A 13,121-nucleotide genomic window follows, 5' to 3' on the forward strand; every position below is an offset into this window, starting at 1 on the left:
TTCTCTTTCATGCGAAAGAAAAGATTATCTGGTGTTAGCCCCGGTTTCCCGGAGTTATCCCAGGCTTGAGGGCAGGTTGCCCACGTGTTACTCACCCGTTCGCCGCTAGGAACCGAAGTTCCTCGCTCGACTTGCATGTATTAGGCACGCCGCCAGCGTTCGTCCTGAGCCAGGATCAAACTCTCCATGTTAGAAAGCTTGTCTTGCTCATTTGCTATTGCTAGCTTGTTAAAAAAATTAACAGGTTTGTGATCTCACTCTTCAGTTTTCAAGGAACAACTTCTTTTTTCTTGCGTCATCCGCACTGTCGCGGCGACAAGAAATAATATAACATGCTCTACTACACTACGTCAACAACTTTTTTCTCTTTCATAAAAAAAGTATAACTTTTTTATTTTACCCCTTACATGAGCATTAAATTTTATCCTTTATCCTATACTGCTCTAAACAATGTTAATGCTTTTCTTGATATTATTTTTTGAACTAAATGTAAAGCACAGTCATCCCTCCAAACCGAAAGGTCCCCATAGGAACCGAGAAGAAAACCGATCTCTCTATGTCGACAACCAGAAGGTCAGTGAATGTGCATTCCTGTTAGCAGGAAAAAGACGACTGGTTTACATAGCTCAGGCTACATGTGAACCAGTCGTCGCGTGTTTCTTTACGATTCTTATATATCTTCTTTTTTATCGGAACGAAAAAAGGTGCAATCCAAAACGGATCACACCAATCAAAACACTATACTTTTTCCAACTCTCGGCTATCTGCTGATTGTTTAGGGAAAATTTGTAGTTGCTCACATTTCTCCCATACTGCTTGCATAGCCAGTGTTGGATCCTGATAAAAATAACTACCTCGAATTCGATGAAAGTGCCATCCCACTCTCTCTAATAGTGTCTGACGTTCAAACTCTAATTTCCATTGTTCCATAGTAAGTGTCTTATCCCCATCACACTCAATAGCAAGCCTTGTACGGTCACCCTCGATAACAATGTCCAAACTCTTACCAATCCCAATTTGAACTTTTACACTAGCGGTATAACCTTTATCGACAATGAACTGATATACGTCTTGCTCTAATTGTGATGCAAACAACTTATCCTTCTCTACAGGATCCACATGTTGACCTGATGAGACATTTTGACAATATTTCAATAAGGAGAAACGAATATCATCAGGTGATAGCTCTGTCAGTTCGATCGAATGGAATAAAAAGATTCGATCTCTAGCACGGCTGGTGGCAACAGTAAACTGCCTTCGATCCGCTTCTGAAGTGAGTTCTTTAGGTTTCGAACCTGGTAGAACTCCGAGCGATAGGAAAATAATATCTCGCTCATCTCCTTGGAAACGATAAGGATCACCACAAATGATTCGACGACGCATCATTTCTAATTCTCCTAATTCCAAACGCAAACGATCTTCCACTAGTTTTGCCTGATCGTGACCAGCAAGTGAAATAACACCAAAAGTTTTATTTGCATATCTTTCGTCCTTGCAGCAACGCAAGACTTCTTCTACAATCGCAATGGCTTCTGGTTCATTTAAGCCTTTTGCATGATCTTTCGGACTATCCACTTTTACCGGCACCGTTACAATCGGAGGATTGAAATTTTCGTGCAAGTTTGGCAAGCGAAGCGGAATCATTTCATTGTCATAACTCAATTGATTGCTGTATTGAATAATCTCCGGAACACTACGAAAATGTTCTTTGAGAATCACCTTGTTATGAATGATCCGATTTGCTGTGTCGTACAAACTAGTAGAAATGTCCAAATGACCGGATTGTGGTACATCGTATAAATATCGCTTGATCAAATCCATATTCAATTGGTTATCAAACTCAACTTTATCAGGTATGATCTGACCGTCATCCCCCACGATCACAGCTTTTTTCCCTCTCAACAATGCACTAAGTGCATAGAGATTACTCTGGCTACTCTCATCAACAATCACTACATCAAAGCGATCATCATCCAACTTTATATTTTCAATTACTCGTTGGATAGGCATAATCCATACTGGAATTGCACCCCGGCAAACATTTAGCTCTTCATTTGCTTCTCTGCGATACAAATCAAGCTGTTTATCAGAGCTTGTACCAATTCGTTTGATCAACTGCAACCACGAAATAAGGCTACGTTTTTCTTTTTCCGTCGTTTTCTCTAAACGTTCTTTCCATGTTGCATCTGCTACCAATTGGCGGATGATAAACGCTTCTCGGTCTTGATTTTTGTGCAATTCTTTCTCTAGGAGCTCCAAATCGTCGGTTGGAGCAAATGGACTCAACCAATTTTTTAATTGACTCCATTTCCATGCTTCTGCAAAATGAGCGAATGGATACTTTTCTTCTTGCTCCATTTTGGCTATTAATTTTGAAGCAACAGAACGAAGCTGCTCATATTTTTCTTGGAAACGACTATAAACCGTCTGCAAACTTTCTAAGCGCTCTAATTCAGTGTAAAGTTGATCCCACCGTTCCATATCTGCTTCTTGCAAAGCTACCAATAAATCATTCCAATAAGGATGTGCATTTTCCGCATCTCTGCCTGTTACTAAAATATGCTGAATCTGTTTATACTTTTGATTTAATTTTTCCCAATGGAAATAATCATTCAAAGCTTGGAGCGCATGTAGAAAATCTTCATACCATTCGATTTGTACATAGTCTACTTGTGGTACCCCTAGATTCATAACGATTGGATTGAGTTGTTGTTCCACTCGCGAAGGCCATGCTAATAAGTATTCGATTTGCTCCAAGCAATCGGTTAATAGATGAACCAATCTAGGTGTAGCCGCTTCAACCATTGGACCATTTATATCTTCCATCAATCGATTCCACTTTAATACAACACGATTTCGCAGATCATTGCGTTCAATATAATCTTGAATGATCTCAAAATCTTCTCGTTCCTTCGCTGGTCTCCCATTTATTGTGCAATCTTTAAACAAGTAAGAGTATTGTCTGCCTGTTATTTGGCGGAATACTCTCCCTGTTCGTTTCATTTGTTTCATTCTCTCTAATACATATGCCACATCTTGCTTGATGACTGCTGTTGACTTGGAATTTGGTAATTCCACATCAAACTCAAGTAGCGCTTTGTCGTAGGCACTAATCCAGCTGAGTCTTTCCCGAAATTCTTCGATTAACTCTACCCAATCATGCTCTTCTTTTGTTTGTTGAAGAATCGAGGTTTGCCAAGCATCACGATAGACCTCTTGCAGTTCAAGGATAGCATCTTCTACTACCTTTTTAGCTGGAAGAAGCAGATGAGATATAGAACCAGAGATATCCCATTCTTGGAAAAAGACCCGATTTTGTTCCACATTTTGTTCGATAATCTGCAATTCTTGCATCAAAGCCGCGAAAGTTTGGGGATTGATTAATTGATCTAGTGCTGGACGAGCACTTGCCAAGGAAGCACGATCTTTTGCTTGAAAATGAGAAAGGCCTTCTACTAGGTCCTCCACTTCTTTTCCGCTCATCGGCAAAGGAACATCCGGCTTGATGGAGTCTGGCAACCAATTATGCTCTTGGTTTTGGTGCAACCACTTTGCAGCAGACAATGGCGTCCATTTTTCTCCATCAATCTCTTTTGTTTCACTATCCATCATGGCGATTTTGGACATTTGTTCTTCAATATCATTGATGCTGTTTCTTACTTCCAATAATTCTTTATTGTATTCGTTAATGTTTTGTTCTAACTCAGATAGTTGTTTGGTAGACAGTTGTTCTGAAATGGAGCGAATCGAATTCTCAAGTTCTTTGACACTTTTTGCATCTCCGCCAAGAAAACTAACACAAAGCGATCGAATCTCTTCGGGGATCTTGCCACGCAAAACATCCAGTACTCTCTCTTTTTCACTCGTAACTAACACGCGCTTTCCTTGTGCGAGCAGATGACAGATGAGATTGGCTATCGTATGACTCTTTCCTGTTCCTGGAGGCCCTTGAACAACAACTCCGTCTTGGTGATTTAGCTTTTCTACAATCTCTTTTTGTTGTTGATTGGCTGGCAAAGGGAAAAGTAGATGCGGACTTAGTAGATCATCTTCTTCCTGTTCTCTCTCAAATGTAAAGATATCTTCCTCTTCCAACCAGACCAGTCGAGATAACACACGAGAGATAGGATACCCTTCTTGTAGACGATCAATTACATCACTAAGCTCTTGATCCCATGTCATTGCTCCTTTGCGACGAATGAAAACCGCAGGGCTATAGGAAACAAAAGGTCGATCTGTTGCTGTTTTCACATGATCCAGTTGAGAGGAGTATCGACCATCCGGGCTGATCACATGCACCACACGCTGAAGAATAGGAGATACTTCCTCTTCCTGACGTGGAGTAAATAATCCACCTTGTTCTGCGACAAGATCATGGATTTGATTGATGTGTGTAAATGACGTAGAAGTGAGCATATCTGTCTCCATATAGTTTCCTTTGGAAGTAGAGGTAAGACGGAACTCCCCTTTTTCAGGATAGAAATGCAACTCCATTGGCGTAGCGATTAAGTGTCGGGAAATATGTACGTCGCCAATCTCCCAACGAAGCAATCCATGTCCCCAAACGATTTCAATACTATCGCCTTCTACTTGTAATCGATTGTAGAGGGAGAACAATTCATCATATACTTTTTTAACTTTGTATTTTGCCGCTACCTCCTGCGCCCAAGGTTTCCATTCCTTATTGAACCATTCTTCGAATAGTTCCACTCGTTCTGTATCTTTTTGAAACTCTTTTTTTCCTTTACTTGCAATCGGCTTAGGTTTTTTATCTGGTTGTTTCCAATCACTGATCCAATCAATCAGCTTATCAGGAGGTATGGGAGCTTCTTGAAGATGCGGCCTTTCCACACTCATCCAGACCTCATCATTGCTATAAATATCATAAATATCTACACCATCCATGCCAATCAAATCCGATTGCCACCAGACAGTTTCGTATTCATCAACAGTTCGAACTATTTTTTCTTGCAGATTTTTCGTCTCTTTCAGATATTGAAAAAGACGAATCACACGTTCACGTATTGGATCCATCTGTGTTCATCACCTACTTTTTGATAATTCGCTTCCCTATGTAACTCTCACTGGTAAATCTATCATAACAAAAAAAATCAGGAGAAAAAATGAAGTTTCTCCATCAGTTCGGCAAACAAATGGAATAATTCTACTTTTTTTGTTTTAAATATCAGTTGATTAATGGCAAGAAACTTTGTTTCAAGGATTCGATATTTATTACAAATTACTATATATATTGATTAAATTTTAAATTTTTGATCTAATAGATGGTAGAATAGCCTTTTTCATCGTTTCGATGGAGCGGGTTTTCAAACAACTGTCAGCAATCATCTAGCACGAGTCTCATAGGAGTGACATGTCCGAGCAGACCCGCAAGTATGACCACCTCTCCCGTCGCGAGGTCCAGATTCCGATCAACAGTGGAGCGACTCTGCCCCACTGCCCGTACCCCGTCATGTGTCATGGTGACAAGTTCACCGTCGAACTCGTTGAGGGCTACGCCCGGGGCGAGGAGGAAGTGAACTTCGGCACGAGCCACAAGGGCAGCGCCGTCAATGCTCCCCGCGTCATCGGTGGAACCGCCTTTGGGCGGGTAGATGGAGACCACATCACTCTCTCGGTTCTGGAGCAGGGTGGTAGGGCCATCGCTCACAAAACGCTCAACATCGAGGTCGTGAGGGGGTGGGCCAACGCAGGAACGAGTGCCACCGTCGGTGTCATCCACAGGAATGCCTTCGTGGACGCTTTCAGCGACCTCAGGGCAACCGAAGGCATCTACGGCATGGCAAACGCTCGATCCATCCACACGCCGATCATCGGCGAGTCGGCACAGGTCAACGCCCGCCATGGTCTGGTCCGCTGTGACCAGATCGACGGAGAGGCCAATGGGCACAACATCGCGGCAATCAACATCAGCCGCGACGCCCGAGCCAAGGCTCTGAAGGAGTTGACCGTCGAGCGGCTCGAGGGTCTCGCTGAAGCCGAGCGCATCGTCATCACAGGGGAGATCATCGGCACCCGCTTCGTCAACAAGACGGGCTGGGAGCAGGTACTCAACCTCGACCCGATGGCGCCGCACGATGTCTACAGTGAAGCCTTCGGTCGAGCAACCGCCAAGATCTTCCACCTCAAGGGTGTCATCGAGGACATCGACCTCGGTCGGCTCGTGACCATCTACCAGAACCGACAGGTCTGGAACGACGAGATGAAGCGTCCTCATGGAGAAAACGCCCGCAAGAAGCGGGATCTGTTCGTGAAGATGCAGGAGCGGGATGACCGGGAGGTCTACCCCTGGTCGTTCTTCGACACCTCTTTCGAGGTGCGTGACCTTGCCACCGGCAAGGTCACGTCGATCTTCACCATCGAGGGAAAGACGGTCGAGAACGCCAAGCTCAAGCTGACCGCCACTCTCAACGAGATCATCGAACGTTGAGTGATCTGAGCTGACAGGCACCCCCGCAGGACTGATGTCCAGCGGGGGTGCGTGGTTTTAGGACTACATCCCGATGTTCTTTCGAAAAATCCCTACAAAACTTATATAAATAAAGAAACCATAACCTGACATCAGGTTATGGTTTCTTTGGTTATGGTGGAGGCGAGCGGAGTTGAACCGCTGTCCGAAGACACCACCCCACGAGGCACTCCGAGCGCAGTCACTGATTTGGATCTCGTCTAACAAGTCGCCCAGCGACAGGCTACTCATTAGACCAGCCACTCAGATTCGCCGATTCGATCGTGGCCTATCGAACGGCTAGCCTACTAAAGTTTGAGACCCAACAGCTCCACATAGGCGATGGAGAAGTGGATCCTAGCTACACTATTAGGCAGCTAGAGCAACATTATTGTTTTTGCCAGTTATTATTGGCGTCCGCGTATTTAGCGAGATACGCAGCCCCTCGGCTCGCTCCTCGTGGGACAATCATCCCCGTCGAATCCCAAAAACGCCCCCATATCAAAAAGAGCAATAACGACTTATGATTATAACACGATTACTCTTATTTGTATAGGTTTAGCGGTTTTGTTCTTTTAGCTTTCTTTCAATCATGCGGTCTGAATCTCGTTTGGCAGCAGATGCTCGTTTATCATACTGCTTTTTCCCTTTACCTAAGGCCAATTGAAGCTTGGCAAAGCCATCTCGTAAATGAAGATCAAGAGGGATCAAGGTAAGTCCTTTGATCTTGATCTGACCGATCAATTTGTTGATCTCTTTTTTATGCATCAGCAATTTTCGGGTACGAGTTGGATCTACATTGTAACGATTGCCTTGTTCAAATGGGCTAATATGCATTCCAACCACATATATTTCCCCTTGATTGACCCGTGCATAAGCATCTTGCAGATTTACTCGTCCTTGGCGAATCGATTTGATTTCGGTTCCGGTAAGTACAATCCCAGCTTCAAATGTTTCTTCAATATGATAATCATGTGTCGCTTTTTTATTCCGAGCGACCACTTTTGTTCCTTTTGTACCCATACTACATCACTCCTGATCGCTATTATAGCATGAGGGTTACTGGTACCAAAAGACACCAAACACCCTGCTCTCTAAGAAATCAGGGTAAATTTCATTTATACATGTGGCTGGCTCGGCGTCTCCGGAGAGATGCCGAGCCAGTTGTGCTCCTAGTGATCAGGAGCTACGTCCAGAAGATGATTCGTCGTACGGGGCAGGGGTTTCTTCCCCCTCCTGCTCATCACCTTCCGGCTGTGCGAAGCGAGCTGTGAACGCGATGAGAATTACGAGTGTCATGAAAGCCTGTTTGCGAGAGTCGATGGCAGGATCATCATCCATGCCACTCCAGTGCTCACCGAACTTCTTACCAGTGAGCTCATCCTGACTTCCCATGTTGAGCCTTTCTCTGCTTGCAACAACTAATCTAATTATAATCCAAACATGGTCAAAGGCAAGACGAATATCAACTAACTTTGTTTTCTTTGTACTCCTCTATCTGCTAAACTAGAGTTAGTTATTTCCAAAGGAGACTACATACTCATGAGCCTATACGATATCCATGTAACCGCAGCAAATGAGGATGATAAATCACTTGCCGATTACAAAGGCAAAGTTTTACTCATCGTCAATGTTGCCAGCAAATGTGGTTTCACTCCCCAATACAAGGGGCTACAAGAGCTGTATGAAAAATACAAAGATCAAGGTTTCGAAATTCTTGGTTTCCCTTGTAACCAATTTCTTGGACAAGAACCTGGATCAAACAAAGAAATTCAAGATTTTTGCCAAGTGAACTATGGGGTTCATTTCCCTGTGTTTGCTAAAATCGATGTAAACGGCTCAAACGCTCATCCGCTATATAAACACCTCACAAAAGAGGCATCAGGTATTTTGGGCGGAGCTATCAAATGGAACTTTACCAAATTCCTCGTTGATCGTGACGGCAAAGTAGTAAAACGGTTTGCTCCAAATACAGAACCAGAAAAAATGACCGATAAAATCGAAGAACTCTTGTAACAATAAAAAAGCCTCTCTACTCACCATGGTAGAGGGGCTTTTGTTACGAAAAATGTCACTGCGATCCCTGCCAATACAACAATAACCACATTGATCCGAAACCAAGCTAGCACCATACAGACAATGGTAGCAATCGTGGCTGGAAACCAATTTTCAACTCCAGCAGAGAAAAATACTTGCGGAAAAACCAACGAACCTAGTGCTGCAAAAGGAATAAACCGTAAGAAACGCTCCAAAAAAGCAGGTAATTTGATCTGTTGCATAAACAAAAGCGGCAGCAATCTTGGGATATAGGTAACCAAACACATCCCAATCACCATGAGATAAAGGTTGCTATTCATGAGGAGATTCCTCCTCTCTAAATAGCAGTGCCCCTACTGCTGCGCCACAGATGGTCGCTATGATGATCCTCCATCCATTGGACAACCATCCCATCGATGACAGTAATACTTGCACGATGACTGCCGCAACCACAACAAGCAAAACTTTGGAGGACCCACGAATAGATGGCATCAGCAAGCCAATAAACATCGCATACAGAGCTATACCCATGCTCTGTTGGATCGAGGATGGAATACTGCTGGATAAAAACAATCCTACCCATGTCCCGATATTCCAAAAGCTATAAGCCAGTAAATTTAAACCGAGAATATAACTCTTCCCCAATACATGTGATTTCTGAAGAGATGCAACCGAAAAGGTTTCATCTGTCACCCCATACGCCAGTAAAAAACGCCAAGGAGTTGATGTGGGCTCCAGTCGCTGTCCGAGAGAAGCGGTCATGAGAAAATGGCGTAAATTTAAAATAAAAGTAGTAAAAATAATTTCTGATACAAATACACCACTCGTCGCCATTTGTACAGCCATAAATTGACTCGCACCAGCAAATACAAATAAAGACAATAAAATGGTGATCTGGTCTGGAACTCCTACCGATTTTGCTAATAAACCAAACGCGATTGCAATCGGTACATATCCAATAGCGATAGGTATTCCTGCTCTTAAGCCTTGTAAAAAAGTATGAGGTGTCATGTTCTACTCTCCTATGCTAAATACCTATGTCTTTCTTTATAAATACAATAGTAAATTTATTGCTTTATCATTTCAACAAAACAGACATAAGTTGTCCATACCTCCCATACGATGAAAATAGGACAAACGGATGGAGGTCAATGAAAAATGAACTTTTTCTGGATACTATCAGCAAAACAACTAAAAAAAGTAAGCCTTTTAGCATTGGGTATCATTTTTGCAGCAGGAATCGTCTATGCCGAGCGACAGAACGTTGATGTATTTCTCCCATTAGATGATGGAGGTCCTTCTGCAATTTATAGTGTAAAGACCGATAAAAAAGTGGTGGCACTCACTTTTGATATCAGTTGGGGGGAAGAGCGAACAGGTCCGATCCTTGATGTACTGGAGCAAAAAGGACTCAAGAAAGCCACTTTTTTCCTCTCCTCTCCTTGGTCAGAAGGACATCCTGATATTGTAAAACGTATCGTTGATGCCAAATATGAGATTGGAAGTCATGGACATAAACATGAAAACTATAGCACCTTATCCGATGAACAAATCCGTACCCAAATAACAAAGGCAGATAGCATTTTAAAGAAAGTAACGGGACTGAAACAGATTAATCTCATTCGCTATCCGAATGGAGACTTTGATAAACGGGTGTTGAAGATCGCGGATCAGATGGGCTATAAATCCATTCAATGGGATACCGATTCAAGAGACTGGATGAATCCAGGTGTATCACAGATCGTCAATCGCGTTGTCACCAAAGCACATCCAGGAGATATTATTTTGTTGCATGCAAGTGACTCTTGTCGCCAAACAAAAGAAGCCCTCCCCCAAATCATCGATCAATTACGGGCGAAAGGCTATGATTTTGTGACCGTCTCTGAATTATTAGCTGGATCAGATGTAAAACAAAAATCAGTCGAATAGGATCTCGTTTCATAAAAGAAGTAGGCATTTCGAATAGGGAAATGTCTACTTTTGTATGTTATAAGGCATTTTCATCTTTTGTCTCCAACAATAGCTTGGTCATTTCTAACAAATACGTTGCTACTTCTGGACTTCTTCGTCCAAGCCCACAGGAACATGCGATATCCACTTTTTGCCCTCGTGTCGTATCCAGTATTTTTAGTATCTTGCTTAGCTCTTCGAGGTTTCTTCCTTCATGAATAAAACCAGCTACAAATCGTACATCTTCAGGCAGATGGACATATTTTAATGGCTTGTAGTAATGTTCATCAAGAGTCGGGGGAACATATGCTTCGGCCAAAGGGAAATGAATATAAGCTAACTTATAATGGGTTGGCCATTTTTGCAGGAGCTTGTTGGTCAAATAGACCATCTTATCCAGAGTTTTTGCATGGGTTAGTGCCTTATTGTTCAAGTCACCCCAACATAAATGCAAACCGATATTCACAGTTGGATCTAATTTTTCAACCAACCCCAGCAAACTGTTTACTGCTACTTTTACCAGTACTTTGGGTAGTTGTTCGGCAAGAGCGACTTCTGCTGATCCCTCGATTTGGATCACTACATCATCACCGGCGATTTTGACAATCTCGTTTACTTCATAAGCGAGACGTCGATTAAAAGCTTCTTGGTAACGAAACGCATCCAACCGACCAAGCATGAAAAATCCAATGGCCAATCCGGTAGGAATACCCACCTGAAATTTCACATCACTTATATTATATTTTTCTCGAAGCTCTTGGAAAATGGGATAACTTTGTTTAAAAGCATCCAAATATCCAAAATTGAGATAAGGATCGATATCACTTGCTCTATGCTTTGCTCGTAATTTGGTCACATGTTTATAGTCACTCGGAAAACCGCTTTCGCTCCGCTCTCCTATATCAATCGTATCCCAATTTTCTTTGTCTTCTTTGCAACTATCAATGATGGACATGATCCAAGCGGAACGATTGCCATTTGGATATGCCTCTGATTTTTCCCCGATTTCCCCATCTGGAAGAGCAAATAAGGAGTCACCAAGGATTTGGATCGCTTTGGTCATTGCATCTTTCTCATGTAGAAAAGGCAAGCTGCCAACTAATAAAGCATTTCTATTTGTCATCATCCATCGCCTCTTTGAGGAAAATTCTACTCATCTTCCCCATTATAATGGCAACAAAAAAAGAGGTTGTGTGGAATAAGAACCTCTTTCTAACAGATTAGTTATCTTTTTGTGAACGTTTTACCAGCCATGAGAGCTGAAGTATCTGGTAGCTATTGCATGCGAGCAAGATAAGCACGGTAAACACAACAAATGGCAATGGTACTTCACCCGCTTTGGAATTGATCGATGGGATCGACTCCAAAGTCGTACCTACTACCATAAAAAATAACGTCGGTACAAATGCTTGCTGGACGCTTCTGGCCGATTTCCACCAAGCCACTACGAGTGACACTACAAGGATGAGAACTGGCACAAATAAGTGAGTGAATAAAGACGAACCAGCAAACTTACTGATGTTTAAATAAACCAAGTTTGCCAGTAAAATGAGGATCAAAAAAATTTGGATAGAAGAAAAAAGTTTGGGATTGCGTAAAAAGCCCTTTGCCAGCCAATTGAACACGAGATAGGAGAAAAATCCAAGCTCAGCAACGGCTGCAAACGTTAGACCTGTCAATAAAATTTGCGTAAACGCCCCAAAATCCGTACCTGTGATCGCTCCGATTCCATATCCAAAAACAATGGACAATACAGCTCCAACAAGCAGCGTAGAGACAATCCAAAAAAACAATTTTTTTAATGTCATATGTATAAGCACACTCCCTTGCTTCGCTTTTGATTGTAGCACATTTGAATATCTGCTTTCACATCTCCAATCATTGGGAATAATTTTTTTCCTTTAGTGAGAAAAAGCTAATTTCCTTGGTAAATCTTTCTTGGTAGAATAGGGGTAAGAAACAACACACTGGAATCTACCCGAGAGGGAAACGGTGAACATCACCTTCAACGGGCAGGTCATCGGGCTTTGGCTCGTACTGCTGATCATCAACGTGAGCTTGTTCTCGCGAATCTTCTTCAAGAAGGGGAATGACAAGGGCTTCAAGAACGGACAGTACGCCGAGCCTCCGCAGGACATGCCGTACGAGGATGCCTTGAACCAGGCCATCCTCGCACTCAAGCAAGCCGCGTCGCAGGCCCCCCATGGGTCCGAAGAACAGAGGAACCTCAAGACTCTCCTTGTCATGGTGGAGGGAGTGAAATACCTCCCCGAATACAAGGAATCCTTCCGCGATGAGTTGCGGAAGGGATACTCTGAAATCGGTCGGTTCTATGGGTGGGAACGGTACAGTGGTCCCGCTTCCTTGCCCAACTCCTTCATGCACGGCGGCAACCCCGCCCAGCGTCCGGCTCACACGGCTCCGCACCAGTCCTTCGCCAACGGTGGTGATTCCACTGGGCGTCCGGCTCACACGGCTCCGCACCAGTCCTTCGCCAACGGTGGTGATCCCACTGGGCGTCTGACTCACGCGGCTCCGTACCAGCCCTTCGCCAACGGTGGTGACCCCACTGGGCGTCCGGCTCTCGCGACTCCGCACCAGCCCTTCGCCAACGGTGGTGACCCCACTGGGCGTCCGGCTCACACGGCTCCGTACCAGCCTTTCGCCA

General features: G+C 43.5%; 11 protein-coding genes, 1 rRNA gene and 1 other RNA gene. 4 read left to right on the forward strand and 9 right to left on the reverse strand.

Annotation, left to right across the window (positions count from 1 at the left end):
- Both A3GQ_RS0120550 and A3GQ_RS0120555 read right to left on the reverse strand, forming a co-directional pair.
- A 16S ribosomal RNA gene (locus A3GQ_RS0120550) occupies positions 1-191 on the reverse strand; the annotation flags it as partial.
- Positions 192-738: 547 nt separating this feature from the next.
- Positions 739-5,034 carry an AAA domain-containing protein gene (locus A3GQ_RS0120555; protein ID WP_028778644.1) on the reverse strand — a complete coding sequence of 1,432 codons (4,296 nt, stop codon included), beginning with the start codon at positions 5,032-5,034 and terminating at the stop codon, positions 739-741.
- A gap of 337 nt (positions 5,035-5,371) precedes the next feature.
- Between A3GQ_RS0120555 and A3GQ_RS27450 the strand changes: the two genes are divergently transcribed.
- Positions 5,372-6,448: a hypothetical protein gene (locus tag A3GQ_RS27450; protein WP_156877858.1), complete on the forward strand. Its 1,077-nt coding sequence runs from the start codon at positions 5,372-5,374 to the stop codon at positions 6,446-6,448.
- 154 nt (positions 6,449-6,602) lie between these two features.
- On the opposite strand, the gene ssrA is transcribed toward A3GQ_RS27450, so the two are convergent.
- From ssrA to A3GQ_RS0120570, 3 genes are all read right to left on the reverse strand, one after another.
- Positions 6,603-6,964: a transfer-messenger RNA gene (ssrA, locus tag A3GQ_RS26440) on the reverse strand.
- A 60-nt stretch (positions 6,965-7,024) separates the two neighbouring features.
- Positions 7,025-7,489: an SsrA-binding protein SmpB gene (gene smpB, locus A3GQ_RS0120565; RefSeq protein WP_028778646.1), complete on the reverse strand. Its 465-nt coding sequence runs from the start codon at positions 7,487-7,489 to the stop codon at positions 7,025-7,027.
- Positions 7,490-7,645: 156 nt separating this feature from the next.
- On the reverse strand, positions 7,646-7,861 hold the full coding sequence (locus tag A3GQ_RS0120570; RefSeq protein ID WP_028778647.1) for a hypothetical protein: 216 nt from the start codon (positions 7,859-7,861) through the stop codon (positions 7,646-7,648).
- A 147-nt stretch (positions 7,862-8,008) separates the two neighbouring features.
- Here A3GQ_RS0120570 and A3GQ_RS0120575 point away from each other — a divergent pair, with 147 nt between their 5' ends.
- Positions 8,009-8,482, forward strand: coding sequence for a glutathione peroxidase (locus tag A3GQ_RS0120575; RefSeq protein WP_028778648.1), 474 nt, complete (start codon positions 8,009-8,011; stop codon positions 8,480-8,482).
- A gap of 20 nt (positions 8,483-8,502) precedes the next feature.
- Here A3GQ_RS0120575 and A3GQ_RS0120580 read toward each other — a convergent pair whose 3' ends face one another.
- Complete coding sequence (locus tag A3GQ_RS0120580; protein WP_028778649.1) at positions 8,503-8,823, reverse strand: AzlD domain-containing protein; 321 nt, start codon at positions 8,821-8,823, stop codon at positions 8,503-8,505.
- Complete coding sequence (locus tag A3GQ_RS0120585) at positions 8,816-9,514, reverse strand: AzlC family ABC transporter permease (RefSeq protein WP_028778650.1); 699 nt, start codon at positions 9,512-9,514, stop codon at positions 8,816-8,818. Before A3GQ_RS0120585 ends, A3GQ_RS0120580 begins: the two co-directional genes overlap by 8 nt.
- A gap of 147 nt (positions 9,515-9,661) precedes the next feature.
- Between A3GQ_RS0120585 and pdaB the strand changes: the two genes are divergently transcribed.
- Complete coding sequence (pdaB, locus tag A3GQ_RS0120590; protein ID WP_028778651.1) at positions 9,662-10,432, forward strand: polysaccharide deacetylase family sporulation protein PdaB; 771 nt, start codon at positions 9,662-9,664, stop codon at positions 10,430-10,432.
- 58 nt (positions 10,433-10,490) lie between these two features.
- Here pdaB and A3GQ_RS0120595 read toward each other — a convergent pair whose 3' ends face one another.
- Together A3GQ_RS0120595 and A3GQ_RS0120600 are read right to left on the reverse strand one after the other, a co-directional pair.
- Positions 10,491-11,579: a hypothetical protein gene (locus tag A3GQ_RS0120595; RefSeq protein ID WP_028778652.1), complete on the reverse strand. Its 1,089-nt coding sequence runs from the start codon at positions 11,577-11,579 to the stop codon at positions 10,491-10,493.
- Positions 11,580-11,673: 94 nt separating this feature from the next.
- Positions 11,674-12,261 (reverse strand): KinB-signaling pathway activation protein, encoded by a 588-nt coding sequence (locus A3GQ_RS0120600; protein ID WP_028778653.1) that lies wholly within the window; start codon positions 12,259-12,261, stop codon positions 11,674-11,676.
- Positions 12,262-12,445: 184 nt separating this feature from the next.
- Between A3GQ_RS0120600 and A3GQ_RS25180 the strand changes: the two genes are divergently transcribed.
- Positions 12,446-13,121: hypothetical protein (locus A3GQ_RS25180; RefSeq protein ID WP_037465731.1), on the forward strand; the 676-nt coding region annotated here is incomplete at its 3' end.

The sequence above is a fragment of the Shimazuella kribbensis DSM 45090 genome, assembly GCF_000428065.1.
Classification (GTDB): Bacteria; Bacillota; Bacilli; order Thermoactinomycetales; family Thermoactinomycetaceae; genus Shimazuella; species Shimazuella kribbensis.